Genomic DNA, 26,557 nt, shown 5'->3' with positions numbered 1-26,557 from the left:
AGTTCCGAAAAGTTTTGGTAAAACCCCAGCGCCGAACGCCCGAAGCGCTTGCTTGACTGTCATTTGACTCGTATGGCAATGGCTGCTCCGAGCAGCTGCCCTGGCAGTCTCCCGCGCGCTTCAGGCACCTTTGGCATCCCTCCGGTCATTCAGGCGCTTTTCATATGCCAGAAAGTTACTTAATCGTGCGACTCACCGCAAGAAGGCCGGAGCGCTTGGGAGGGGGGCGCTCCGGCCAGACAGAGAGGAGAAAACAGATGAAGGGTGACAGAACAACCTAGGCGACGCCAGTCAGCGCGGCCAGCTTCTCGTAGATCTCGGTGTTGTCGTAGAAGCCGTCGAAAACTTCGGCACCGGCGCCTAGGGCGAACACGGGCACGGTGAGACCCGAATGGGCGCAGGTAGAGAAATCGACGCCCGACTTGCGGTTGAGCAGGTGCGTGAGCGTTACGGTAAAGGGCTCGTAGATGCCGTAGTGGACGTATTCCTCCTGGGTCATGTCCTCCTGATCGCCGGCGCCGACGGCCACGGTTCGCTCGTAGGCCTCGCGCAGCTGCTCGTCCTCATAGGCAGTGAGCATCAGGCTGCCCGGCTCGGCCTCGGCCACTTGCGCGGCGGCCTCGTCGTAGGTGCGCGCTACCTCGTAGCCGGCATCACGGGCCGCCTCGTACAGATCGATGCGGTTATCGCTGGCACCCGTGGGGTTGAGCAGGCCGCCACCGGCGAAGTAGTCGAACCCGCTCGCAATAAGCTCCTGGCCAATCTCATAGTAGTTCTTGCGCGACTGCTGATGAGCGTAGAAGGCCGCCGGCGTCGCGTGGTTCAAATTCATGCTGGTGAGCACGCCTACCTTGTAGCCGAGCTGGCGCTTCAGTTTCTCGGCGATGGTCTCGAAGCGCTCGGAAGCGTCCGGCGACACGTTGATGACCCCACTAGCCGTCTTGCGCCCAGAGGCAATGGAGGTGGCCGTGGAAGCGGAATCGGGGCAGAACGAGGTGCTGTCGTAGGTGCACTGGGAACCGATGACCGGGGAGTCCATGAAGCTCACGCGCTCGATGGTCGGTTCTTCCCCGCTCTGCTGGGCACCGTTGAAGTAGGCCGTCGCCTGAATCTGCGGGTAGCTCATGCCGTCGCCGATGGAGAGGAACACGTACTTCGGCGCCACGGCCGCAGAGCCCCCCTTGCGCCCCGCCGTCGCCGGTGGCGGCCATGGCCACCGCACTTGGCTCGCCCGAGGAGCAGCCGAACAGTGCGCCCATGGACGCCACTCCCGCGAGGCTCGGCTCCGGTTTCATCAACCAGTATCTGCTCAGTAGCCCTTGGACATCCGCGCATCCCTTTGAGGCACAGGCCTTTTCGGCTTCTCCGCAGCGGTGTCACCCGAGATGGTGGCCAGCGAGCGCTCGTAGGCGTTGAAGGCCTCCACGACGTCCCCTGCCACGAATATACCGCTCTTGCGGTTCTTCGCGTTCTGCCTCAGAATTCCAGCCGCGGCGAGCTCACCCACGGCCGTGCGGGCCGCCGGGTAGCTCTTTCCCGTGAGATCTTGGGCGGTCTTGATGCTGATGACCGGCGTTCCTAAGAGGATGCCGAGAAGCTGGGCGCCCGCCGATCCCTCGCGAAACGGCACCTTCGCGCGCCATCCCTCCCTGATAGCGAGCAACGTTTCCTCAAACGCGGAGGCGCGGGAGCAGGCCTCGCAGGTCGTCCGAGCGAAGTACTCCACCCACCCGTTCACCGCCTCGCGCCGCTTGGTCTCGTCATCGCCTTCGAAGCGGAAGGCGGCGAGATTGGCGATGTAGCGCTCGCGGTCGGTGGCCAACAGCAGCGATATCGGCGGCACGGTGACGCGCGTCGTGCCTCCCTTTTTCAGGATGAGGTGAACAAGCGCCCTGCCCGCACGTCCGTTGCCGTCCGCAAAGGGGTGAATGGTCTCGAGCTGAGCATGAGCTATGGCAGCGGTGGCGATGGGAGGGAGCTCGCTGTGATTGGCGAAGGTGACGAGGTCTTCCATAAGAGCCGGCACGGCATCGGACGTGGGGGGCACGTAGGCGGCGCCAAACGGATTGATGCGATTGCCGCCGATCCAGTTCTGCTCGGCGCGAATGACGCCTCCCCTCTCTGCGAGACGCGTGCCGGTCAGAAGCACACGATTGAGCTCGCACACCTCCTCGACCGTGAGCGGAGAGCCCGCCACCGCCCGCGCCAGACCATCGACGAGCGTATGAAGATTGCCGAGAATCTGGGCCTCCGTACCATCAAGGCGATGATCGACGCCGAGGCGGTCGAGCTCCTCGTATTCCAAAAGTTTACCCGCCGGCATCTCAAGACCCTCGATGCGCGAGGAAGAGACGGCCTCGGCCCGCAGCATCATGCGCGCCAACGGCTCGGTATCGATGCGCGAGCCCGAAAGCTCAAGCCTCGCCAGAGCCTCCTGGGCATCCGCCACCGCGCTTGCGCATGAGGGGCTGAGAAGAAGCTCGTAATCGGCAAGTGTGTAGGGAAGATACGGATGGTACGGGCCTCCCATGCGCTCGGCCTTGTTCATGCCTCCACTGTCGGGCTGCCAAAAGCAGTTGAGATAAACCCCCATGCTCGTAACCTTTCTTTTTCGTTGCAGAAAAGAAAGGTTAGTGCATTAACCTTTCTTTTTCAAGAGCGGTTTCCCTCCCTACCGCTCTCCGCCCTTCCGCAACGAATCCTTCCCGGCGAAGAGCCGGTTCTCTTTCAGCTGAGAAAATGCCAGTTGAAGGCCGGAATGGTCAATGAGCCCGGGGCGTCTCTGCCATTTTGGGCCTGAAATGGCAGAAAAATGCCAGTTGAGGGCAGGTATGGCAGACCGTCCCCAGTCGGCCTTACCAAAGCGGGGTCGAAGTGGCATTTGCGGCCGCAATACTTGCGACTATGCCAGGATGTCGGCGATCATGCGATCTTTGCAGCGATTGACAGCCGCGAGCTTCCAAGCAGGGTAGCCCATGCCTGGATCGGTGTACTCGAAGTCTTTTAGAGCCACCAGCTTCGCGCGGATATCCGAGGTGATGAGCGCCCGGGCGATGCTGACGAACGACGCACCAATCTTCGGGCCGATCATGCTGAGGTACTCGTCGAAATCGTCATGCTCCATCATAATGGGAAGACAAGCCATGTTCTGATCGAACAGCGGCGCCATGCGCAGAATCTCGCCCGTGTCGTTATCGACCAGAAACCCGTAGTTACCCGCATGGCGATCGACGTTTGCCATAACCGCATCCATAACGATCATTTCACGGAACGATTCGTCGCCGCCGTGCGCGTCGCAGAAGGCAAGCACGTCTTCCACATCAAAAGGACCGTCAAAGAACCGATGGGCCGACACAAATCCCACCTTTTCCGAAGTAAACAGCGGGCACTTGCTCGCAAGTTTGCCGTGAAAATTCTCGATGGTATAGGGCACATGGTCGATAGACGCTGCCTGCAACACTTCTGCGGCCAGCACTTCCGAATAGGGCTCGAATCCCGCGTTGGCGTAGCCTTCGGAACCACGCTTGAGCAGCGATACCTGGTCGTCCTCGCGCACCCAGCACTTGGCGAAGGAGCCCGAGGTAGCGAACTCGGGAGACGTGGGAGAATTCTGTCGGCCGTACATGCCCGTGCCGTCGAAGGCAATACGAGCGATAACGTCGTCGAAAGGATTGCGGTACAGCGACACGTCGTTCCAAGAGATATCCTCATCGGCGCGCTTCATCCAAAAGGTATCGGTGAGCGCAAGGCAACGCGCCATGGAGATAAAGTCGTGACGCGTGGTAAGGCCCAGTTCGCGCATGAGCCTCTCGATGGACGTGCGGTGTTTGGCGATCTGACGACCGTCGATCCAGTCGTTGATGTCTACGAAGCCACAGGGCACATAGCCATCAAGGCGCTCGATCTCGGTATACCGATAGTCATCCAGCCTTTTCTCTTCCTCGTAGGTGGCCACCACCTTGTCCTTGTTCATCAACTGATACAGCACGCCGCACCTCCTTTCCATCGCGGCCCCATTATACGACAGGCCCGTGGAGGAGCGTCATTGCACCCTACTTGCCGAATGGCTTGAACATGACATTGAAACCCGAAACAAAAAAGGGCCGTCGCAGGGACGGCCCTCGGTGTGCTCGGGTGCTTAGAGGCGCGATGCTCTACTCGGCTGTCGGCACGTCGTGCTTCACGCGGTCGTGCTCTTCGGCGCGCTTGGCGTCGTTGAAGCGGTCGAGCGTGCCCACCAAATAGCCCGTGATGCGGCGAATGCGCTCGAAGGGCTGGTTGTGCTCGTCCTCGGTGCGGCCGCACTTGGGGCAAACGTCCTCGATGATGCCGTTGTAGCCGCACACCGGATCACGGTCAACCGGATGGTTCACCGAACCGTAGCCCATGCCGCAGTCCTTCATGTAGCGGATGACGCTCTCGAAGGCCTCCAGGTTATCGGACGGATCGCCGTCCAGCTCGATGTAGCTGATGTGGCCGCCGTTGGTGAGCGCGTGGTAGGGCGCCTCCAGAGCGATCTTGTCGTAGGCGGAGATATCGAAGTACACCGGCACATGGAAGCCGTTGGTGTAGTAGTCGCGGTCGGTCACGCCAGGGATAACGCCGTAGCGGGCGCGGTCGATGCGAACGAAGCGGCCGGAAAGGCCTTCGGCCGGCGTGGCGATGAGCGTGTAGTTCATGCCGCGCTCCTTCGACACGCGGTCGCAGTAGGAACGCATATGGCCGACGATCTCCAGACCCAGGCGCTGGGCCTCGGCCGACTGGCCGTGATGCTGGCCGGTAAGCGCCACCAGGCACTCGGCCAGACCGATGAAGCCGGTGGTCAGCGTGCCGTGCTTCAGCACCTCGCGCTGCTCGTCGGTGGGCGAGAGTTTCTCGGAATCAATCCAGACGCCCTGGCCCATGAGGAACGGCGCGTTGTACACCTTCTTGCGCGCCTGAATCTCGAAGCGCTCGTCCAGCTGACCGGTCACGAGCTGCAGCTTGGAGTCGAGCAGGTCGAAGAACAGGTCGATGTCGCCCTTGGCGCGGATGGCCAGACGGGGCAGGTTGATGGACGTGAACGACAGGTTGCCGCGGCCGGGCGTCACCTCGCGATCGGGGTCGTACACGTTGCCCATGACGCGGGTGCGGCAGCCCATGTAGGCGATCTCGGTTTCCGGCGTGCCCTTGTAGTACTGGGCGTTGAACGGGGCATCCAGGAAGGAGAAGTTCGGGAACAGGCGCTTGGCCGAGCAGTGCATGGCCAGCTTGAACAGATCGTAGTTCGGATCCTCCGGATTGTAGTTCACGCCTTCCTTCACGCGGAAGATCTGCACGGGGAAGATGGGCGTCTCGCCGGAGCCCAGGCCCTCTTCCGTGGCCAGCAGCATGTTCTTGATGACCATGCGGCCCTCGGGAGACGTGTCCATGCCGTAGTTCACCGAGCTGAACGGCGTCTGCGCGCCGGCGCGGGAATGCATGGTGTTCAAGTTGTGCACCAGCGCCTCCATGGCCTGGAAGGTCTGACGGTCGGTGTCGCGGGAGGCATTCTTCTCGGCGTAGGCCACCACACGCTCGGCCGTAGCGGCATCCACGCCGCCCTCAACGAGCCCGGCCACCACGGCGGCGCGGAACTCCGGGGCCATCTCGAGGCTGGCAACCGTGCCGGTCTCGCTTTCCACACGGGCAAGCAGGCTCTCGGCAAAGGTGCGGTCGTCGGCGATGTCGGTCAGCAGGTCGACGGCCTCGGCCACGTGCTTCTTGAACAGGCGGCGGTACGTCTTGCCCACGCCCACGGCCAGGCCGTAATCGAAGTCGCACACCGACTGACCGCCATGCTGATCGTTCTGGTTCGACTGGATGGCGATGCAGGCAAGCGCGGCGTAGCTGGAGATGTCGTTGGGCTCGCGCAGCACGCCGTGACCGGTGGAGAAGCCGCCCTTGAAGAGCTTCCGCAGCTCAATCTGGCAGCAGGTGGTGGTCAGGGTGTAGAAGTCCATGTCGTGAATGTGGATATCGCCCTCGCGGTGTGCCTTGGCGTAGCGCGGGTCGATGACGCACATCTCGTAGAACTGCTTGGCAGATTCAGAGCCGTACTTCAGCATGGTACCCATGGCGGTATCGGCGTCGATGTTAGCGTTCTCGCGCTTCATGTCGGAATCGGCGGCCTTGGAGAAGGTGATGTCCTTCAGCGTTTGGATGAGGCGGGAGTTCACGTCGCGCACGCGGCTGCGCTCGGCGCGATAGAGGATGTAGGCCTTAGCGGTCTGCACGAAGCCGGACTCGATGAGGGTCTCCTCGACCAAGTCCTGCACGCCTTCCACGGTGGGCGTGCCCTCGATGGCGCCGCTCTCAAGCTTCTCGACGACGGTGGCGGCGATCTTCTCGGCGGTGTCGCGCCCCTGCATGGCCGCACAGGCCTGGAACGATTTCTCCACCGCATCAGCGATCTTTTCCGGATGGAATTCCGCCGTGCGCCCGTCGCGCTTGATGATGGTCTTGACCATAACTTCCTACATCCTTTCTTCGACGCGGCTGTCGCGTCGTATTCGCACCGCTTCTCGCGGCCTTGCCAACCACAACATGCAGAAGCGCGGCAATGTTTTCCCTACCGCTGCCCTTCGCGATTACCAAGGGGGTAGACCCTCTTTTCGCTTTTGTTTTCCAACAGGCTTTCCACAGGTTATTCACCATCGGAACCACAATATATTGTGTTTTGCAGTTCCAAGGGCGGATACATATAGTACTCGCGAAAGTGTTCGGGTGCAATCGAACAAGATGTGTTTTTCGGCACCAGAAAAGAACAGAATTAATTTCGACGTGTGGTCGATGAGCCGCTTGAAAGTTGTCAACGATGTAGGCTCGCGCGAGAACCGACTACGGCTGAAACGCGACTTGCAGGCGGTTGGGGCGCGACTTATGGGCAGTTGGGGCGCGACCGATCGAGTAAACCGTACTTCACGCGGACGCGGGCGAGTTGGTCGAGCAGGGGGTTCGCCACGACCAGCAGCGTGAGGGCTGTGGCCGCCCCATGAATGGCGTTCACTGGCAGGCCGGCAAGGTACACCACCGCGGCCAGCTCCGGCGTGGGGGCTGTGGAAAGATAGAAGAACGTGGACGTATCCAGAATGGGACCCACGAGCCCCACAATAAGCACGAACCCCACGGTTGCCAGCGCAATACGACGCGGCCAGGAAAGGTTCGCTCGCGGGAACACACGGGCGTCGGCAAGCAGCCCTGCCACGAGCCCCGCCACTCCAAAGGCGAGCATCTGCCAGGGCGTCCAGGGCCCCTGGCCGAAGATGAAGTTGCTGGCAAGCGCCGCCACCGAACCCACGAGGAACCCGGTTTGGGGGCCGGCGGCGAGCCCTGCGATCATAATGACGGCGGCCATGGGCTTGAAATGCGGCACCCAGATGAACGCCGCGCGGGCCGCCACGGCGAGCGCCGTCAGCACGGCCACCACGGCAATTTCGCGCGCTGTGGGGCGTCGCCCTTCGAAGGAAACGAAGAAGGGCACGATAGCGTACAGCACGATGAGCGTGCCGGAGAGGTAGTAGCCGTTGCCGGGGACGGCCATACCCGCGACTGCGGTCAGCGGCGCGAGCACCAACGCCGCAAGAATCGTCAGGATCGTCTTGACTCGGGCGCGACGGCGCTCGCGGAAGGCCTCGGCGGAGCGGGCTCCTTCGATCAGCTTCGGCATAGCTCCACCACCTCCTCCACGGTAACCACATTTTCGAAGAAGCCCCGGCTTATGCGATTGGCTGCCGTGGTGTAGAAGCTGTTCGACGCGAAGAACTGCCGCGGCGGATTGGTCGTCACCACGTCTCCGTCGAAGAACAGCGCGCACCGATCGGCATAGCTGGCGCAGAATTCAATGTCGTGGGACACCATGAGCACGGTCGTGCCCCGAGCAGTCAGGCTTCTCAGCAACGCAGCGAGCTTATCTTTGAAGAAAGCGTCGAGCCCCTTGGTCGGCTCATCAAGCAGCAGCAACCGCGGCTCGCTCAGCAGCACCTTGGCCAACGCCGCCCGCTGCACCTCGCCGCCGGACAGGTCGAAAGGATGGGCGTCGAGCAGCGGCGCAATGTCCGTCAGTGTCGCCACTTCCCGCACCGCGGCCACGCGCTGCTCCGCCGTGAGGCCGCGACCATCCAGCATCTCTTCCAAATCTCCCCGAACAGTCTTCTTCACCATAAGGTTCAGCGGATCTTGCGGAAGCAGAGCCACTCCGCCGCGGAACAGCTCGGCCTTCTTCCACTCCTTCAGCCGTCGCCCGAGCACGGTGATCTTCCCGCGATAGGGCCGCGCAACGCCGCAGATAGCGCGCAGCATCGTCGACTTCCCCGTGCCGTTGCCGCCCACTACCGCGAACAACGACCCTCCCGGCACAGTCAACGTCGTCCCCCGCAGCACATCGGCGCCATCGCGCTCGTAGCGAAACCAAACATCCCGCAGCTCCACCGCCACCCGCGCAGACGCCGAGTCGCAAGCCTCCCCCGCCGGAAGCGCCCACCGACGCGGCGGATGGACGGCTACCTCACGAGTCAACCAAGCCCGCCCCTCCCGCACGGTAAGAGGAACTTCAACCTGCAAAGCCACTCCCTCTTCAACTATGGAAGAGTAGGGCCGCCGCAGTGGGGAGGGGGTCCGCGCGCAGTTCATTGAAGTGCATACAGAAACGTCAGCGACCCTCGAAGAGCCCTGCACTTCAATGCTGTCTGAGCACGGCGCCCCCCTCCCGACAGCGCGGGCCGGAGGAGCGCACGGCGCCCCCCTCCCGACAGCGCGGGCCGGAGGAGCGCACGGCGCCCCCTCCCCACTGCGGCGGCCCGGCCGATCGCACGGCGCCCCCTCCCCGTCGGCGCAACCCGGTCGATCGCACGGCGCCCCTTCCCCACTGCGACGACCCAGCCGACCTTCCACACCCCAAGCGATCCGCGCCGCCACCGGCAGCGCCAATGCCATGGGGCTGACCGCACAATGCAGCTGGCCCGCAACAGCCCGCGGCTCCCCGTCGGCGACGACGCGCCCCTCCTCCAGCACCACCACGCGGTCGGCCAGCCCATACACCTCTTCCAGCCGATGCTCGCTCATAACCACCGTCGTCCCTAGCTCGCGATTGATCCGGTGTACCGTAGCCAGAAAGTCGCTGGCGGCAATGGGATCCAGCTGACTCGTGGGCTCGTCCAGCACCAGTACATCGGGCCGGGCCGCCATGACCGACGCTAGGTTCAGCAGCTGCTTCTGGCCGCCCGAAAGCTCGCCCACGTTCTTATGGAACCAGTGCTGGATGCCGAAGTAGCTGGCCATCTCCGCCACGCGCAAGCGCATGGTGCGCTCGTCGCAGCCGAGGCTTTCCAAGACGAAGGCCAGCTCGTGCCACACTTTGTCGGTCACGATCTGCGCATCGGGGTCTTGCATGACGAATCCGATGCGGGCCACTTGCTCGCGCTCGGGCACGTCGGCGAGAGGCACGCCATCGAACAGCACCTGTCCGCTTTGGTGCCCATGGGGAGCGAGCGCCGACTTGAACTGGCGCAAGAGCGTTGTCTTCCCGCAGCTGCTCTGACCGCATACCAGCACAAACTGGCCCGGCTCGATGGCCACAGAAACATCGCGAAGGGCATCGCGGGGCGCCTCCGGGTAGCGAAACGTCAGCTCTTCGAAAGCGAATAGCGCCACAACGCCCTCCCTCCGCAATTGGTAACCGCAGGAATAGCCAGAAAAGCGCCATAGCAAACGGCCCCCATAAGCACGGCCGCTCCCGCAGAGGGCCACACGATCGTCGGGAAGTACGTGACCGCGAACCCTCCCTGGGCGAACGCGGCCACTGCGCCAACCACCAGCGCGCCCATCGCCACGACCAGCACCGTATCGCGCGCCTCCCAGCGGAAGAGCGCGAAATGAGTGCGCCCCGACAGCCCGAAGCCACGAGCCGTCATGGAATCGGCGGCCACCACGGCACTTTCTAAAGCGTCGGCCGACAGCGACAAGAGGACACTGCCCCCGTCGCGCACGCGCGCCGCCACGGAGGCGCCTTCCGCCGGGCCTTTCCCAATGCAAGCCCGTGCCGTCATGAGGGCGTCGGCTTTGCGGCGGTAACTTGGCACGAGGCGCAGCACCATGGTGAGCACCAGCGACAGCGCCGGAATAGCGCGGCCGAACAGGTAAGTAAACTTGTCCGAAGTCATGACCAGGTGAAAGGAGGCGAACCACAGCATCATGGCCACGAGCATAAGCCCCGTGGAGGCGCCCAAAGCCAGCGCTTCTAACGTGTAAGGACGGCCACCCCACCAGCGGAGGAGCACCGTGGCGCCCTGCGTGTTGAACAGCGGCGCCGACAGCGTCACCACAAGCAGCACCGCCGTGAGCCCCGCGATGAAGCGCCAAGCCTCACGGCCACGAAACGTCAGATAACAGGCCGCCGCAAGAAGAACGGACATCACCTGACAAATGGGGTTCGCAAGCACCATGGAAAGCACGATAGCCCCCGCGAAGAAGCCGAGCGTCACCGCGGGATGCAGAGACGCAAAGGCGCAACGGCCTTGGTATGGCAGGGTGCTCATGGGCAACGCGGCTTCTCGGCGAGAACGTTACAGGACCGGCGCCACATCGAGGCCCGCAACGGTGGCGGCCAGCACCCCGGTGTAAGCCGGGGTCGCCTGACCGGCGGCGCGCAGGAACTGGACGCCAGCCGCGCGCAGCTCAAGGGCCGCGGGCATCATGGTGTCGGGGCTGTAGTAGGGGTTCTCGGTCGTGGGGCCCTGTTGCTTGGCGTCGCGCTGGAACACCTGCAGCGTGGCCATGAGACATAAATCCGCTCCGCGCGCCTCCAGTGTCTCGCGGGCCGCATCGGCCAAACCGCGCGCCTGATCAGGGGTGGCCAGCGTGGAGAAGCCGGCCACCGCCGCGCCGTATTCTGCCATCACTTCCACGGCCTCGCGCCAGGTGCCCCGGCCACTCGCCAAGCCGCCGTCACCCTGCACATCCACCGAAGCAATGATGGGGGCATCAGTCACCTTGCGCAGGCCCATGAGCGCACACTTCAGATCATCGGCCGTCGTGAACCCATTCAAGAAGAAGGCGTCGAAGGTGCAGTCGCAAAACAGCTGCGCTGCGCGGGCGTACTGGTCGCGATTTTCCACAAGCGACGCCTTGGAGTCGGGATCCAGCGGCAAACCGCAGGGGGCGATTTCCACAAGCGTGTGCTGAGGCTTGAACTCCGCCATGACCGCAAGAGCCGCCTCAGCCAGCGCTTCGCCTTTGCCCTCGGCACCAACGGCCACCAAGCGAGCCGGCGTGAAATCGGCCACGGGGGTGACCATACACTGCGGGCCGGCCACCGTTTCCATGCGGTAAGCTTCTTCGATGGTTTCCGGCTCCACCAAAAGCGCGAGCGCCTGATCGCACACCGACTCGATGCCGGCCCGACGCAGGGCCTCCTGAATCGGCGACGAAACGACGAGCATGTCCTTGCCAAAGCGCAGCGCGAGATCGGCCATGAGGAGTTCCTTTCCACGAATTTGCTGCCTTCCATGATACAAGATTGCTTGAGGGATAAACCTTTTTCGACATGAACCCCTTCCAAATAATCTTTTGCGACCGCCGTGCATCCTGCGTCCTAGAGGGTGACAAAATCAAACAACCAGGGGGTGACATTCTTATTCGTCCATAACACCGCCGTGCATCCTGCGCATCGTTTCGTACATCCAGAAGGCGTTTTCCGATGCCGAGGGCCCTGCATCAACGAAGGAAGATAAAAGGTTCGGAAAGGAGGGAGACGGGCAATCTGAAACTTTCTTATTGAATGTGAAGAAAATTCTCAGAGGGCGAACGGGCTTATGACGCGGGTAAACGGGCTCTGACAAGGGGTTATATGCTACTCACCGCCGAAATGATGCCGTTCTTCGTGGAAAATGAAGCACATTATGGTGACCAAAACAAGTCTTGACCTATAATTCGTTTCAGCGATTTGGAAGTTCCCCTGCTTCCATCGCTCTGCTTCAATCCCCTTGAAAGCAGAATGCGGCACTCGATGCCGCTACCCCCTCCTCCGAGGCGGCGAGGCACCCCTCCTTGCCGCCTCACTTCTTTTTTGGCGCTGCCCTTGAAACAAGCGCCGTGCTCGCGACGATGAGCAACCTGCCAACCCTGTTGGCACAAGCCGGTGGAACTGGATCGGAGTTCCGCCGGCTTTTTTGTAGGCATCAGTTTTCTGCGTCTGCTGAATTCTGGAAATAGTTGCGAGTTTCGAGCAGCCGAACCGGGCAAATCTCACAGTGACCGCCCAAATCCGGAAGTAGATGAGAGTTTCGAGCATCATTTCGCACCGCACGCGCTGATTTTGTCCAAATCGCGCCCGAAACTCGCATCTATTTCCGAAGCCTTCCCTCGTTACGCCCGAAACTCGCATCTATTTCCGAAATTCTCCTTCGCTATGCTCGAAACTCACATCTATTTCTATCGAGAGGCAAAATCCGGCAAACATATCCTAAGCCGCAAACAAAATACGCCAGCTCTGCCACAAAGACATGAGCTGGCGCTCGGTTCAAACCTATCGACTCAGGCAGAGCCGCGGTCAAACTATTCCGTAGCATCCTCCGCATCAACCACGGCCACAGCCTCTTCAGCAGCCTCGGCGAGGTCGGCGGCCTCGGCAACTTCGGCAGCCTCTTCGGCGTCATCTTCGTCGCGGTAGCGCTCGTCGATCTCGTCGTCGGTGTAGGCGACCGGCTCTTTCAGGGCCGCCATGAAGTTCGGGGCCTCGCCGATGTAGGCGGCCTCGGATTCGAAGGTATAAGCGCCCTCGTCATCGACCTCATACAGATAGGCGATGGCGTAGCCCTCATCGGCGCCCGGCACGCCGCCCTCAGCAATGAGCGCATCCTTCACGCCATCGTCGGTTTCAATGTAGCCGTCGTAGCAGAAGGCGTAGCAGTCGGCCCCGCGAGCGCCACGCACGTTCTTCTCGGCCGCCTCGAAGCACTCCTCGGCGGAATCGCCCGGGTGCGACTCGATGAACAGATTGTCCTTCACGACGAGCGTGGTGAAGGGGATGACGTCCTCGCCGCCCTCGATCTTCTCTTTGGCCTCGTCCAGGGCGAAGACGAGCACGCGTTCCAGCTCGTCGGGAATCTCCGGCACCTCGGTGCTCGCGTTCTCAATGTTGCGATCGGCCACGGAGGGCCTCCTTTCCTTCAGGTTCACAGGCGGCGCAACCTCCTGCGCGTCGGCCTGCATCACGGGGCGCCTTCTTCGGCGCTTCGTTGCTTGCCCGTAGTGTAAAGCAACGGCATCGCAACTCAAGCCACAACACGGCGACAAACGGGCAGCGCGGGCAACCGCTTCGGTGAGGCTTCGCCCCTTGCCGCAGAGCAAGAACGAAGTTCGGCGGGGACAAACGGCGACCGGAGCGCGTCACTTTATCGTCAGACGCAGCACCCGTTTCAGCATAGCGACAATCCCCCGCTGTCCGTGGCGCAGAGAACTTGATGTGGGAAACTTTTCTCATTACAAGCAAGGTCAGCAAACGGGCAGAGAAAGGCGCAAGCGGGCGCATATGCTGAAGCGGATGCGGACATATCTGGGAGTGATCTTCGCCATTTTCGCGCGGGATGTGAAACGGGTGCTGCGCAACCCTGTCGCGCTCGTCATCGCCTTGGGCATGATCGTTATGCCGTCGGCTTACGCCTGGTACGTGGTAGCAGCCAACTGGGACCCCTACAGCAACACGGCCGATATGCTGGTGGCCGTGGCCAACGAGGATGCGGGGGCCGACAGCCCTGAGACGGGGCATTTGGACGTGGGCGCACAGGTGGTGGCCCAGTTGCACGACAACCACGAGATGGGCTGGGAATTCACCGACGCCGAGGCGGCCATAAACGGCGTCTACGAGGGACGCTACTGGGCGGCACTCGTCATCCCGAAGGATTTCAGCGAAGACTTCGCCAGCGTGTTCACCGGCGACTTCACCCAGCCGACCATCGACTACTACGTGAACGAGAAGCCCTCCTCCATCGCGCCCAAGGTGACCGACGCGGCGGCCAACGCCGTCGAGGCGGCCGTCAACGAGAACTTCGTGAAGACGGTGTCGGAGAAGGTGGTGGAAACGACCCAGAAGGTGGGGGCCGAGGCGGAAGAGAAGGCCGACGCCGCCGAGGGCAGCCTCACCGCCGGCGTTCGCAGCGCCAAGGAGACCGTGGGCGAAACCCGCGCGACCCTGGAAGGACTCGTCGGCAACGTGGACGACACGCGGACGTCCGTCGCTCGCGCCGACGATACTCTGGCGGGGCTTCAAGACGATGTGCCACATCTGCTGGAGGCCATCGGGCAATCGAAGGAACTGCTCGCGAAGGCGCGGAGCACCGTGAACGAGTACGGAACGGCGCTTTCCAAGAACGCCACCGACGGAGCGTTGCAATTGTCGAGCGCCGCTGCGCAGGCCCAGCGCGCCTTGGGCACTGTGAGCGGCGATGTCGCAGCGGCCGAGGCGGCCACCAATACGGCCCTCGCCACGGCCGAGGGGCTGCTGGCCGACAACAAGACGCTCGTGAGCGACCTCACCGCCCAGGCCGGAGCGGCCGACGCTGATCCGGCCATCGCGCAAGCTCTCTCCGAAGCCCGGGCCGCCAACGAGCGGCTGACGACCACCACCGACGCCCTGCGCACGGCCTCAGACGACCTGGCTTCCACGGCCGACTCCCTGGAAACCGAGGCGAGCGCGCTGGATACGGCGGCGCACTCGGCCTCTGAAACTATTCGCGCCACCGCGGCCACCTTCCAGGGCAGCGTGCTGCCAGACATCACGACCAGCCTGGATTCCCTGGTGGAAGCCTGCGGCACCTTGGAAGGGGCCCTGCGCGGGCTCACTCCCTCGCTCGCCGAGGCGCGGGCCATTTTGGGGCAGCTCGGCGACACGCTGACCTCTTCCGAGACCTCGCTTTCCACCACGTCCGATTCCCTGGGCACCATGGAGACGAACCTGGAGCAGTCGCTCACCGACCTGACCGCCCTGCAGAATTCCGCCACCGTGAAGGACTTGGCGGAATACCTGAAGGCCGACCCGGAGAAGATCGGCGCCTTCATGGCCGCACCCGTGGCCCTGGACACGCAACTGGTGTATCCCGTGAAGAACTACGGCAGCGGTGTTGCCCCCTTCTTCACGAACCTGGCCCTGTGGGTGGCCGGCTTCATCCTCATGGCCATGGTGAAGCTGCGCGTCGATCCGGAGGGGCTGCCGAAGTTCACCGCCGTGCAGGCCTACTTCGGACGCTGGCTGTTCTACGTGGTGTGCGGGCTGGCCATGGGGCTCGTCTGCTGCGTGGGCGATTTGGCCCTCGGGATTCAGTGCGAAAGTCCGGCGGCCTTCATCGGCGCGGGGCTGCTCACGGTGTTCGTGGACGTGAACCTCATGTTCGCGCTGGCCTACGCATTTAGGCACATCGGGAAGGCCATCGCGGTCATTCTGCTCATCGTGCAGATTCCCGGCTCCTCGGGCATGTTCCCCATCGAGATGATGCCGGACTTTTTCCAGGTCATTCACCCGCTTCTGCCCTTCACCTATTCCATCGACGCCATGCGCGAGGCCATCGGCGGCTTTTGCGCGATGGATTACCTGCACGACATGTTGCTGCTGGGACTTTTGTTCGTGCCCCTGGGGTTCGCCATCGGGCTGGGCATCGGGCGCTGCGATTTCAATTTGAACCTCATGTTCGACGAGAAGCTGGGAGCAACCGACCTGCTTCTGGCCGAGCCGGTCACGGCCAGCGCCAAAGCCGCGGGGCAGACGCCCGCCCGATACCGCACGCGCACGCTCGTCCGCGCGCTGCTGAACATCGACGCCTTCCGCCAGGCTCTCATCGCCCGAGCCGAGCGTTTCCACCGCGCCTACCCGGTGCTGCGGCGCATCGGCTGGGTGGCGCTTGTCGCGCAGCCGCTTGTCACCTTCGCCATTATGGTGCTGGTGCATGCCGATGTGGACACGCGGGTCATGATGCTCATGGCCATGGTGGTGGGGGTCATCGTGGTGGACACGTATCTCATCGTGATTTCATACCTGGACACCAACCTCGCGCACCAGCTTGCCCTGGCGAACCTGAGCACCGAGGAACTGCAGAAGCGCGCCAGCGGGCAAATCGGTGGTGATTCGGCGTGAGGGTGATTTGGGACATTTTCATCGGTGACGTGCGGAACCTGTTCCGGAACGTCATTGCCGCCATTGTGGTGATGGGGCTCGCGCTCGTGCCGCCCATGTACGCCTGGTTCACGACGCTCGGCTTCTGGGATCCCTACAGCAACACCGGCAACATCAAAGTGGCCGTGGCCTCGGAAGACGCCGGCTACACCTCCGACCTTATCCCGACGCCCATTAACGCCGGCGAGCAGATCATCGGCAAGCTGCGGGCCAACGACCAGTTCGCCTGGCAGTTCGTCAGCGCCGATGAGGCCGTGCACGGCGTGCGCTCGGGAGAGTATTACGCGGCGCTCGTCATCCCGAAGGAGTTCTCGCGCGACCTCATGACCGTGTTTACCGACGACATCACCGAACCGAGGATCATCTACTACGACAACGAGAAGGAGAACGCCATCGCCCAGCGTGTGACGGCGACAGGCGCGAGCACCCTGCAGGAGACCATCGACGAGACGTTCACGGAAACCGTGGCATCGGTGGCCCTGGGCACCACGAGCAGCCTCACTTCGTTCATGAGCGGGGACGGCATCCTCACCTACGCGCAAACCCTGGGGTCGCGCCTTGGCGAGGCCGTGGGCGAAGTAGGAGCGGCGGCCGATCAGGCTCAGGCCTACGCCGATCTCATGAGCTCCACCACCTCACTCGTGGATGCGACGGCAAGCATTCTAAAGGAGGCAGGGAAGGCACCGGATGCCACGGCACCTCTGGTGAGCGAAGCGCGCAACGGGCTGACGAGCGCTCAAGACGGCCTTTCCGCCGCAAGCACCGCAGCCGAGAAGACGCTCGCAGCCGCCGACGCCAGCTACGATGCTGTGGCCCGCGCCGCTGATGAGGCCTTCGCCACCATGAAGGACGATCCGGCGGCGGCCCAGGGCGTGCTAGCCGCTTGCCGTTCGGACGTGCAGGGCCTTGCGCAGGCCTACCAGACCATGCGCGACGCCCTGGCCGGCGCCGATCCGTCAAGCCCCGCCATTGGCGCCCTTGACCGCATCATCGCCCAGCTGGATACCCTGGAGGCGAACCTCGACACCGCCGAGAACGCCATTGGCGCGGACGCGGCATCCATCGACGAGAAGCACGCCAAGGTGACCGACAGCATCAACCAAGCGCGGGCAGCTCTGCGTGATTCGATGAGCACCTACAACGACCAGCTGAAGGGCGAGCTGGCGTCGCTGGCCGACAGCCTGCAGAAGGTGGGCGCCGACACCCAAACTCTGGCCGGCTCGCTGAAGGACACGGCGGACAGCCTGGGGGATTCCACCGATTCTTTGGCCGCGAACCTCGCCACCGCCGAGGCGTCGCTGCGCAAGACCGCCGAAACCCTGCGCACGGCAGAAAGCCAGCTCGCCCAGGCCCGCGACGACCTGCGGCACGCCCTGGACACCGGCGACATCGACGAGGTGCGCCGCATCATCGGCGACAACCCGGTCGCCATCGCCCAGTTCCTCGCCGCGCCGACGCACCTGGAGCGTCACGCGGTGTACCCCATGGCCGACAACGGCAGCGCCATGAGCCCCTTCTATACCTCCCTCGCGCTGTGGATCGGCGCCATCTTCATGGTAGCCCTTATGAGCGTGTCCGTCTCCCCCGCGCGCCAGGCCGCCCTAACGCGGAAGTTCGGGCGCGCGCCGCGGGCAGCTGAGTTGTACCTCGGACGCTACGGAGTGTTCTGCCTGATAGGCCTCGCCCAAGCGCTCATCGCGAGGCTCGGCAACGTGTTCTTCCTCGGCGTGGAATGCGAGCACTTCTGGCTGTATCTGGCGGCGTGCTGTTTGGCATCGGTGGTGTTCACGAACCTGGTGTACACGCTGACGGTGTCCTTCGGCAACATCGGGAAGGCGCTGGCCATCATCGGGCTCGTGCTGCAGCTGGCCGGCGCCGGCGGCCTCATGCCGGTGCAGATGCTGTCGGCCCCGCTGTTCCAGGAGATTTACCCGTGGCTGCCCTTCGCCCACTCCATGCCGGCGCTGGAAGGAGCCATGGCCGGCATCTACGGCGACCAGTACCTCGTGCAGATGGGCCTGCTCGCGGCCATCCTCGTGCCGAGCCTCATTCTCGGCCTCGTCCTGCGGCGCCCCGTCATCCGGCTGAACCGGTGGGTGCTCGCCAAGCTGGACGAGACGAAGTTCCTCTAGCGCCTCGCCGCGTACAGGCACCTGTCGATGGTCTTAAGCTCGCCAAGCTAGATGAGACGAGCCTCGCCGCGCTTTCGTCAAATGGCCAAAAAATACGCGCTGACTGCTTTTCGGAGGGCTCTTTTTCTCCTTTCGCTTTCCTCCGCGCTCGCACGTTCGCTACAACGGGATTCTGACCTGGTAAAACTTGACACGCGGGAAGCGACGCCTTCAAAATCGCGGGCCAATACTGCAGCTGTCGCGGGTTTTTTGGCCAAAAAGCGTCAGGCACGCCCCTTTATATACAGTTCACGCATGGTTTTTGGCCAACAGCGGCTTAATCATGAGACGCTTGTGCAGTTTGCAGACGCTTGTGCAGTTTGCGCGCCGTTTTTGGCCAGTAACGACCTAGCGAGGGGCACCCGTGCAGTCTGCACACGGTTTTTGACCGCTTTTCCTCTCGCGTAGCAGCTTCATTCCAGCGGGGCGAGGGCGCGGGGGAGGATGTTGTGGGCGCGGGCGATGGTCATGCCGTAGTTGGTGAAGGGGGCCTGCTGGGCGCGGGCGCGCTGGAGGCGCGAGGCCATGTCGCGGGCGTTCAAGGTGCAGCCGCCGCAGTGGACGATGGCGGCATAGGGGGAAAGATCGTCGGGGAAGTCGCGGCCGGAGGTGAAGGCGAACTGGGGCTCGGCACCGCTGATAGCGCAAATGAGCCGGGGCAGCTTCACCGTGCCGATGTCCTCGCAGGTACGGTGGTGGGTGCAGCCCTCGGCGATGAGCACGGTGTCCTCGTCGGTGAGGCTTTCCAGGGCGCGTACCGCTTCTAGTTGAGCGGCCAAGTCGCCCTTGTAGCGGGCCATGAGGATGGAAAACGATGTGAGCGGCACATCCGCCGGCAAAAGGGCGTCCACCTCGCCGAAGGCCTGGGAGTCGGTCACCACCAGGCGCGGCGGTCGGGCGAGGGCGGCCAGCAGGTCGGGCAGGCCTTCCACGCCGGTGGCGCAGGGGAAGGCGCCGGCGTCCAGCGCGTCGCGCATGACCTGTTGCTGGGGCAGAATGATGCGACCCTTGGGCGCGGCAGAATCCAGCGGGATGACGAGCACCACCACGTCACCGGGCGTAAGCAGGTCGCCCACGAGCCGCCGCTCCTCCACTGCACCAGTGGCCAGGGTGGCAAGCGCGCGCTTCAGGTCGCTCAGCCCCTCCCCCGTCAGCGCCGACACGCGCACGCGGGCGGCCCGTGCGGAAGCGCCATCGTTTTCGGCGGAGGCCGTGGCGTTGTGGTCAGCGCCTTCCGAGAGGGGCTCGCTATCCGAAGCGTCCGTCCCCGGGCGCGGCGAAGGCAGCGACGACTCCGCAGCGCCGGCTCGCCCGCTTTCCGCAAGCAAATCGGCCTTATTCTCCGCAATCACATAGGGAATGCGGCGCGTTTGGAAGGCGGCGAGGAGTTTCTCGTCGAAAGGGGTGAGGCTGCGTGTGGCATCCACCACGAGCACAGCCACGTCGGCCTCGTTCAGGGCGGCCTCGGCCCGCTGGACGCGCAGGTCGCCTACGTCGCCGGCGTCGTCGATACCTGGAGTGTCAACAATGAGCACGGGACCGGCCGGCGCCAGTTCCATGGCTTTGCGCACCGGGTCGGTGGTGGTGCCGGCCACATCGGACACTACGGAGACGGTCTGGTTCGTCAGCGCGTTCACCAGGCTGGACTTGCCGGCGTTGCGCACGCCGAAAAAGACGATGTGGGCGCGCTCGCCGGAAGGGGTATCGTTCAGAGACATGCGGACTCCTCCTAGAACCGGAAGTCGCGCTCGCCGGTGCGGACGCGGGCGAGGTAGTCGGCGGCCAGGGCGCGGCGGCGGTCGTCGGGAACGCGGGCGAGCTCGGTGTCGATCATCTTCCACCCCTTCTCCGCCACGGCGGGGCTGGCGTAGTCGCACAGGTACTCCCCCAGCGTGAGCAGGGCGTTCGGCTGGCAGAAGTCCTGGATCTGGCCGCTCTTGCAGAACTCCATAAAGCGGTCGCCGGTGCGGCCGGCGCGGTAGCAGGCAGTGCAGAAGCTGGGGAGGTGGCCCTCGTCCATGAGCCAGCCGATGACCTCGTCCAGGGTGCGCGTATCGGACACGTCGAACTGCTCGGTGTCGTGGGGCCGCGTCTCTTCCCCGTAGCCGCCCACGCTCGTGCGGCTGCCGCCGGAGATCTGCGAGACGCCCAGCTGAAGCGCCGCCGCGCGCACCGCCTGCGACTCGCGGGTGGAGATGATCATACCCGTATAGGGCACGGCGATGCGGATGAGTGCGATGATCTTCTCGAACATCTCGTCGGGAATGCCGTTGTCGAAAGCGTCGGGGTCGATGTCGCTCGCCGGCTTCACCCGCGGCACCGAGATGGTGTGCGGGCCCACGCCGAACACCGCTTCCAAATGCTCCGCGTGCATGAGCAGGCCGGCGAACTCGTAGGCGTAGCCCTCCAAGCCGAACAGCACGCCGAGCCCCACGTCGTCGATGCCGGCGGCCATGGCGCGGTCGTGGGCCTCGGTGTGCCAGGCGTAGTCGGCCTTGGGGCCCGAGGGGTGCAGCTCCTCGTAGCGGGCGCGGTGGTAGGTCTCCTGGAACAGGATGTAGGTGCCGATCTCCGCGGCCTTCAGCTGGTGGTAGGCGTCCTCGGTCGTGGCGGCGATGTTCACATTCACGCGGCGGATGGCCCCGTTTTTGTGCTTGGTGCCGTAGATGGTCTCAAGACTCTCCAGAATGTAGTCAAGCGGGTTGTGGATCGGATCTTCCCCCGCCTCGATGGCCAGGCGCTTGTGGCCCATGTCCTGCAGGGCGACGACCTCGGCGCGGATCTCTTCCTGCGTGAGCTTGCGACGCGGGATGTCGCGGTTCTTCGCGTGGTAGGGGCAGTACAGGCACCCGTTCACGCAGTAGTTAGAAAGGTACAGCGGCGCGAACAGCACGATACGGTTGCCGTAGTAGGCCTGCTTGATGTCGCGGGCGAGCCGGCGAATTTCGGCGTTCACCTGCGGGTCCTCGCAAGCCAGCAGCACCGAGGCCTCGCGATGGGTGAGCGTTGTGCCGTGGTCGTGAGCCGGCGCCAGGTTCGTCCGGGCCTTTTCCAGGATGGAACGGGCCAGGGCGGCGTCGCTTTTGTGCGCCTCGGCGTAGGCCAGAGTGTCGAGGATTTCCGCGTGGTTGATGAACTCGTCGGCCCGGGGCGAGCGCACGTTGTAGCTGCTCATGAGGGGTTCACTTTCGTTGAAGGGACAGAGGGGAAGGTCGAAGGAAAGGAAGCGGCGGAAGACGAACCAGGCGCGGTAGCGGCGGCGGCAGAAACCGGGCGCGACGCTGCTGCCAGTACCACAGCGCCCCGAGCGGGCGAGACAACCGATGCCGCAGCAGGGCCTACAACCGAAGCCCAGGCTGCAGCGGGATCGCCGCGGTCTTCCACAAGGCGGCGCCCCAAGGGCTCAAGCCGCGCCGCCAGGTCGGCCCATTTGCGGGCCGCATCGGCCGACGAGCGGGGCTTGCCGTCGTAGAGCGCATAATCGCCCTGGCGCTCGGGCGGCGACAAGTTCGGCATCACGACGTTGGCGCCAGCGAGGATGCCCTTCTCGCGGCTGCGGGGATCCAGCGCTTCCAGGGCCGTGGTAGCCGGCAGCAGCACCGTCGGATGCGCCAGACGCACGAGGGACAGCAGGTAGCAGGTAAGCTCCACCGTGCCGGGTGTCTCGGCGGCAAAGGGGGTGTCGCGATGGGGCACAAACGGCCCGATGCCGCACATTTCGGGGCGAAACTCCTGGATGAACGCGAGGTCGGCCGCCAGGTGCTCCGTCGTCTGGAAGGGGGAGCCCACCATGAAGCCGGCGCCCACGGCGAACCCGGCCTCTCGCAAGTCGGACAGGCACGCCATGCGGCGCTGAAGCGTCATGGCCGCCGGGTGCAGCTGCCGGTAATGGGCGGCCGTGGCCGTCTCATGGCGCAGCAGGTAGCGGTCGGCCCCGGCGGCGCGCAGGTGCCGGTAGCTTTCCCGCGAGCGCTCCCCCACCGACAGCGTGACGGCGCACCCCGGATGAGCCGCCTTCAACGCACCAATAAGCTCGGCAAGCCACTCGTCGGTAACAGCCGGATCCTCCCCGCCTTGCAGCACGAAGGTACGGAAGCCCGCTCGCCAGCCCGCATCAGCGCAAGCCAGAATTTGCTCGCGAGTAAGGCGGTAGCGCTCGCAGGCGCCGTTGCTGCGTCGGATGCCGCAGTAATAGCAGTCGTTCTTGCAGATATTCGTGAACTCGATGAGCCCGCGCGCAAACACCGCGTTTCCGTAGACGGCCTCGCACGCCTCTCGGGCGCGGCCAGCCAGCTCATCGGCCAGCGCCGGGGTGCGGCCGTCGATGAGCATGGCGTACTCGTCCTGGGAAAGGGCGTGCTCGCGCGCGAGCTTATCCACGAGCTCGAGCATCAAATCTGCCAGCTCTCCTGGTCGGTGTGCAGCCACTCGTGAGCCGTATGCGACAGCGGCTCGCCGATCCAGTCGGCGTACAGCTTCGCGATGTCGGGGTTCTCGTGGGAGTAGCGCAGCTTGTCCGCGGCGTCGAGCCGGTTCAGCACGCCGGCCCGCACCTGGGCCAGTTCGCTGTTGAACTGGATGGGCTGGCCGCCACCACCCACGCATCCGCCCGGACATGCCATGATTTCTACGAAGTCGAAGGCGGCTTCCCCGGATTCCAACGCGTCCAGCAGCTTCGACGTATTCTCCAGGCCGCTGGCCACAGCGATGCGCACGGTGGCGTCGCCGATGGAAAGCTCGCGGGACATCCAGGGCGTCTCGGACGTTGCAGCCGTAGTGTCGCAGGCGCTGAAATCGGGGTTCTCGCCGGTGATGAGGTAGGCCGCCGAGCGCAGGGCCGCCTCCATGACGCCACCCGTGCGCCCGAAGATGGTGGCCGCGCCCGTGGAAAGTCCCAACGGGTTGTCGAAGGGCGCCTCGGAAAGCGCCGTGCAGTCGACGCCCACCAGGCGCAGCAGGCAGCCGAATTCGCGCACCGTGAGCACGGCGTCCACGTCGGGCGCGGCCTCAGCCGCCAGCTCGGGCGCGACCGGCGCGTCGGGCACCAGGCCCGCGTCACTCGCGCCAGCCCCCCGGGTCGCGTCATCCGTACTGGCCCCCTGGGTCTCGCCGACCGTGCCAGCCCCGTGGGTCGCACCATCCGTGCCGGCCCCGTGGGTCGCGCCGACCACCGTGGAAAGCTCCGGCACGTCGCACTCGTACTTCTTCGCCACGCAGGGCATAACGGACACGACAAACAGCCGCTTGCCAGCCTCGTCGGCCTCGGCGGCGAGCGTGTTCTTAACCACGGCACCCATCATCTGGTGCGGCGACTTGGCGCTGGAAAGCTGGGCCGTGAACTGCGGATAGTGCTGCTTCACGAAGCGCACCCAGCCGGGACAGCAGCTCGTGAACATGGGGCGCGGCGCGTCGGAGCCGAGGAATTCCACGAACTCGCTGCCCTCTTCCATAATGGTGAGGTCGGCGGCGAAGTCGGTGTCGAAGACGCGATCGAAGCCCACGGCGTGCAGGGCCGCGGCCAAGCGTCCCGGCGTCGCCTCCTCGCGGGAAAGCCCCAGGCCCTCGCCCCAGGCCGTGCGCACGGCCGGCGCCACCTGCACCACGGTTTCCACCGCCGGATCCAGGATGGCCTCCATGATGAGGCTCACGTCGTCACGGGCCGTAAGCGCCCCGGTGGGGCAATGGGTGATGCACTGGCCGCACAGGGCGCACCCGGCCTCGGCGATGGGCAGGTTGTCGCGCACGATGATCTTCGTGGACGGCCCCACCCCCGTGAAGTCCCACACCGCGCAGTGCTGCACCTTCTCGCAGATGGCCACGCAGCGCATGCACTTGATGCACTTGCTGCTGTCGCGCTGCAGCGGGAAGTCGGCGTCCCAGGGCGCCGGCTCGGGCAAGGGACCCGGGGCGTCGGTCAGGTTGAAGGTACTGGCAAGATCGCGCAGGGCGCAGGTGTCCTGGCGCACGCACGTGGCGCACAGCGCCCGATGATCGTCCATGATGGCTTGCAGGTTCGCCCGTCGGGCCGCCGCTACCTGCGGGGTGTCGGTGCGCACCCGCATGCCCTCGCGCACGGCGGTGTTGCAGGAGGCCGCAAGCCCCTCGCCTTCCACGTCCACCAAACACACGCGGCACGAGCCGATGCAGTTCAAGTCCTTCAGGTAGCACAGCGTGGGGATGGTCACACCAGCCGCCGTGGCCGCGTCCAGCACGCTCGTGCCCTCGGGGGCTTCCACCGCCTGACCGTTTATCGTGATAGTTACCATGCTTCCAGCCCCCTTCCGGTTAGCGCGCCTATGCCGTACACGTCGCAGCGCAGGCACCGGCCACACTCTTGCGCGGCTTCCTCGGCGCTCACCGGTTCTTCCACGTACTTGAAATCGCGCTTGCGCTCGCACGCCGGGCGCTCGGCCACCTGCACGCGCCCGTAGGCGGTGCGGTCGTTGGGGTGCGCCGGCGGCACCGCGGCGCCGCAGTCCAGCTTATGATGGAAACCCAGCAGCTCGTCGATGTTGGCCGCCGCCGTCTTGCCTGCGGCGATGGCCATGATGACGGTCTTGGGACCCCACTGGCAGTCGCCGCCCACGAAGACGGCGTCGAAGCCGGGCGCTTGCAGGCACGCGTCGGCGCACAGGTAGGTGCGGTCATGCTGCATGCCGAACTCCTCGAAGGGGGCACATTCGATAGCCTGGCCCACGGCGATGATGACGAGGTCGGCGGCCAGACGCACCTCAGGCTTGTCGGCCGGCACTGGGGCCGGGCGGCCGCCGCGCACCGCGCCGATGCGCTGGGGCTGGCAGATGAGCGCCGTCGCGCAGCCCTCCGCGTTCGCTTCAATGCTGGCCGGCGCCTGAAGGCAGCGCATTTCCACGCCCTCCATCATGGCCGCCTCCACCTCGGAGGGCAGCGCGGTCATGTCCTCCAGGCGGCGTCGATAGGCCACGGTGACCGAGGCGGCACCGGCGCGCACGGCGGTGCGAGCGCAGTCCATGGCCACATTGCCGCCGCCAATGACCACCACATTCTTGCCCGTGAAGTCGGGATACTGCTCGTCGCCGATGGCCTCCAGCACGTCCACGGCGCTCATAACGCCGGCCGCATCGGCCCCTTCAATGGAAAGGGTCTTGCCGCCCTGGGCGCCCACGGCCACGTACACGGCGTCGAACTCGTCCACCAGCGTGCGCATCTCGTCCGTCTGAACGTCGCAGCCCGTACGCACCTCGATGTCGCCGGCACCCAGCACGGCGCGGATATCCTCGTCGAGCCGCTCGCGGGGCAGCCGATAAGCGGGAATGCCGTAGCGCATCATGCCGCCCAGGCGATTGCGACGTTCGAATACCGTCACCGAATGACCCATGAGCCCCAGGAAGTAGGCGCAGGTGAGCCCCGAGGGGCCGGCACCCACCACCGCGACGCGTTTGCCCGTGGCGGGCAGCGGCGCGGGGGTTTCCACGGTATCGGCGGCCACCGTGTCCACAATGTACTTCTTTATGCCGCGGATATTCACCGGCGCGTCCACCATCGTGCGGCGACAACGCTCCTCGCAGGGGTGCTCGCACACAAGCGCGCAGGCCGTAGGGAAGGGATTGTCCTTGCGGATCATCTTCACCGCCTCGGCAAGGCGGCCTTCCTCGGCCAGCGCAATGTAGGCCGGCACGTTCACATGGGCCGGGCACCGCGTGACGCAGGGCACCGTCTGACGCGTGCCGGGAGCGCAGGTGCCCGCATCCACGTGGCTGGCGAACTCGTCGGCAAAGGCGTCAAGTCCCGCCAGAACCATCGCCCCCGCCTGCCAGCCCACGGCGCAATCGGCGGTGTCGCGCAGCAGCGTGGCCGCATCTCGGATCTCATCCACCGTCGCCGCCGTGGCGCGGAAGGCGGCCACATCGCCCAGCAGCGCCTCAATTTTCGGCATGCCCTGGGCGCACGGCGTGCACTTGCCGCAGGTCTGCGCGGCGCTCGCTTGCAACTGTCCCAGCACCATCCCCACCGGACACTGGCCCGGCGGCATGGCTTCCACGCGTCGGGCGAAGGCCTCGACGAACTCCCCCGTCCGTGCATCGGCCCGCGCCGCCACCTCAACGGTCAAACGCCCCATAGCTCTCTCTTTCCTGTATTGACGCTAACCGACACACCATAACGCGTCTAGTATTTCCGATTGGTAACAAGCCCATGGGAAAAAGCACTACGGCGCAGAATTAACTCT

General features: G+C 64.5%; 16 protein-coding genes. 2 read left to right on the top strand and 14 right to left on the bottom strand.

Going from position 1 to position 26,557, the window contains the following annotated elements; genetic code table 11:
* Positions 1 to 277: 277 nt before the first annotated feature.
* From ACW4LP_RS05200 to ACW4LP_RS05160, 9 genes are all read right to left on the bottom strand, one after another.
* A complete protein-coding gene (locus tag ACW4LP_RS05200; RefSeq protein WP_455803542.1) occupies positions 278 to 1,165 on the bottom strand; it encodes an alkaline phosphatase in 888 nt (295 codons plus the stop codon).
* A gap of 144 nt (positions 1,166 to 1,309) precedes the next feature.
* Positions 1,310 to 2,593, bottom strand: coding sequence for a Fic family protein (locus tag ACW4LP_RS05195; RefSeq protein WP_451917278.1), 1,284 nt, complete (start codon positions 2,591 to 2,593; stop codon positions 1,310 to 1,312).
* A 309-nt stretch (positions 2,594 to 2,902) separates the two neighbouring features.
* On the bottom strand, positions 2,903 to 3,988 hold the full coding sequence (locus ACW4LP_RS05190) for a hypothetical protein (RefSeq protein WP_451917277.1): 1,086 nt from the start codon (positions 3,986 to 3,988) through the stop codon (positions 2,903 to 2,905).
* 166 nt (positions 3,989 to 4,154) lie between these two features.
* Entirely contained in the window at positions 4,155 to 6,488 is a 2,334-nt protein-coding gene (locus tag ACW4LP_RS05185) for an anaerobic ribonucleoside triphosphate reductase (protein WP_451917276.1), read from the bottom strand.
* Between the two features lie 410 nt (positions 6,489 to 6,898).
* The gene (locus ACW4LP_RS05180) at positions 6,899 to 7,687 is read right to left on the bottom strand and encodes an ECF transporter S component (protein WP_227069388.1); all 789 of its coding nucleotides are present in this window, start codon (positions 7,685 to 7,687) and stop codon (positions 6,899 to 6,901) included.
* Positions 7,675 to 9,669, bottom strand: a complete 1,995-nt coding sequence (locus tag ACW4LP_RS05175) for an ATP-binding cassette domain-containing protein (protein ID WP_451918289.1) — start codon at positions 9,667 to 9,669, stop codon at positions 7,675 to 7,677. The genes ACW4LP_RS05180 and ACW4LP_RS05175 overlap by 13 nt, the downstream gene beginning before the upstream one ends.
* On the bottom strand, positions 9,642 to 10,553 hold the full coding sequence (locus ACW4LP_RS05170; protein ID WP_227069386.1) for an energy-coupling factor transporter transmembrane component T: 912 nt from the start codon (positions 10,551 to 10,553) through the stop codon (positions 9,642 to 9,644). The genes ACW4LP_RS05175 and ACW4LP_RS05170 overlap by 28 nt, the downstream gene beginning before the upstream one ends.
* Positions 10,554 to 10,580: 27 nt before the next feature.
* Positions 10,581 to 11,489, bottom strand: coding sequence for a homocysteine S-methyltransferase family protein (locus ACW4LP_RS05165; protein WP_237975237.1), 909 nt, complete (start codon positions 11,487 to 11,489; stop codon positions 10,581 to 10,583).
* Positions 11,490 to 12,570: 1,081 nt separating this feature from the next.
* Positions 12,571 to 13,167 carry a hypothetical protein gene (locus ACW4LP_RS05160; protein WP_114548524.1) on the bottom strand — a complete coding sequence of 199 codons (597 nt, stop codon included), beginning with the start codon at positions 13,165 to 13,167 and terminating at the stop codon, positions 12,571 to 12,573.
* 379 nt (positions 13,168 to 13,546) lie between these two features.
* Here ACW4LP_RS05160 and ACW4LP_RS05155 point away from each other — a divergent pair, with 379 nt between their 5' ends.
* Both ACW4LP_RS05155 and ACW4LP_RS05150 read left to right on the top strand, forming a co-directional pair.
* The gene (locus ACW4LP_RS05155) at positions 13,547 to 16,141 is read left to right on the top strand and encodes a YhgE/Pip family protein (protein ID WP_451917275.1); all 2,595 of its coding nucleotides are present in this window, start codon (positions 13,547 to 13,549) and stop codon (positions 16,139 to 16,141) included.
* The gene (locus tag ACW4LP_RS05150; RefSeq protein ID WP_451917274.1) at positions 16,138 to 18,312 is read left to right on the top strand and encodes a YhgE/Pip family protein; all 2,175 of its coding nucleotides are present in this window, start codon (positions 16,138 to 16,140) and stop codon (positions 18,310 to 18,312) included. Before ACW4LP_RS05155 ends, ACW4LP_RS05150 begins: the two co-directional genes overlap by 4 nt.
* A 452-nt stretch (positions 18,313 to 18,764) precedes the next feature.
* On the opposite strand, the gene hydF is transcribed toward ACW4LP_RS05150, so the two are convergent.
* From hydF to ACW4LP_RS05125, 5 genes are read right to left on the bottom strand one after another with little or no spacing between them, the layout of a single operon-like run.
* Positions 18,765 to 20,069, bottom strand: coding sequence for a [FeFe] hydrogenase H-cluster maturation GTPase HydF (hydF, locus tag ACW4LP_RS05145; RefSeq protein ID WP_451917273.1), 1,305 nt, complete (start codon positions 20,067 to 20,069; stop codon positions 18,765 to 18,767).
* An 11-nt stretch (positions 20,070 to 20,080) separates the two neighbouring features.
* Entirely contained in the window at positions 20,081 to 21,526 is a 1,446-nt protein-coding gene (gene hydG / locus ACW4LP_RS05140) for a [FeFe] hydrogenase H-cluster radical SAM maturase HydG (RefSeq protein ID WP_451917272.1), read from the bottom strand.
* Positions 21,523 to 22,743, bottom strand: coding sequence for a [FeFe] hydrogenase H-cluster radical SAM maturase HydE (gene hydE / locus ACW4LP_RS05135; protein WP_412668982.1), 1,221 nt, complete (start codon positions 22,741 to 22,743; stop codon positions 21,523 to 21,525). Before hydE ends, hydG begins: the two co-directional genes overlap by 4 nt.
* Positions 22,743 to 24,617: a [Fe-Fe] hydrogenase large subunit C-terminal domain-containing protein gene (locus tag ACW4LP_RS05130; protein WP_451917271.1), complete on the bottom strand. Its 1,875-nt coding sequence runs from the start codon at positions 24,615 to 24,617 to the stop codon at positions 22,743 to 22,745. The genes hydE and ACW4LP_RS05130 overlap by 1 nt, the downstream gene beginning before the upstream one ends.
* Positions 24,611 to 26,449: an NAD(P)-binding protein gene (locus tag ACW4LP_RS05125; RefSeq protein ID WP_451917270.1), complete on the bottom strand. Its 1,839-nt coding sequence runs from the start codon at positions 26,447 to 26,449 to the stop codon at positions 24,611 to 24,613. The genes ACW4LP_RS05130 and ACW4LP_RS05125 overlap by 7 nt, the downstream gene beginning before the upstream one ends.
* Between the last annotated feature and the right edge of the window lie 108 nt (positions 26,450 to 26,557).

Source organism: Adlercreutzia sp. CNCM I-6215 (genome assembly GCF_977072315.1).
Note: the sequence above shows the minus strand (reverse complement) of the source record. Positions and strands in the feature narration are given on the sequence as shown.

Coding starts and splice junctions, on each gene's coding strand:
- ACW4LP_RS05125 (WP_451917270.1), bottom strand. CDS start 26,449: ATGGGGCGTTTGACCGTTGAGGTGGCGGCGCGGGCCGATGCACGGACG.
- hydE (WP_412668982.1), bottom strand. CDS start 22,743: ATGCTCGAGCTCGTGGATAAGCTCGCGCGCGAGCACGCCCTTTCCCAG.
- ACW4LP_RS05155 (WP_451917275.1), top strand. CDS start 13,547: ATGCTGAAGCGGATGCGGACATATCTGGGAGTGATCTTCGCCATTTTC.
- ACW4LP_RS05165 (WP_237975237.1), bottom strand. CDS start 11,489: ATGGCCGATCTCGCGCTGCGCTTTGGCAAGGACATGCTCGTCGTTTCG.
- ACW4LP_RS05130 (WP_451917271.1), bottom strand. CDS start 24,617: ATGGTAACTATCACGATAAACGGTCAGGCGGTGGAAGCCCCCGAGGGC.
- hydG (WP_451917272.1), bottom strand. CDS start 21,526: ATGAGCAGCTACAACGTGCGCTCGCCCCGGGCCGACGAGTTCATCAAC.
- ACW4LP_RS05185 (WP_451917276.1), bottom strand. CDS start 6,488: ATGGTCAAGACCATCATCAAGCGCGACGGGCGCACGGCGGAATTCCAT.
- hydF (WP_451917273.1), bottom strand. CDS start 20,069: ATGTCTCTGAACGATACCCCTTCCGGCGAGCGCGCCCACATCGTCTTT.
- ACW4LP_RS05195 (WP_451917278.1), bottom strand. CDS start 2,593: ATGGGGGTTTATCTCAACTGCTTTTGGCAGCCCGACAGTGGAGGCATG.
- ACW4LP_RS05180 (WP_227069388.1), bottom strand. CDS start 7,687: ATGCCGAAGCTGATCGAAGGAGCCCGCTCCGCCGAGGCCTTCCGCGAG.
- ACW4LP_RS05170 (WP_227069386.1), bottom strand. CDS start 10,553: ATGAGCACCCTGCCATACCAAGGCCGTTGCGCCTTTGCGTCTCTGCAT.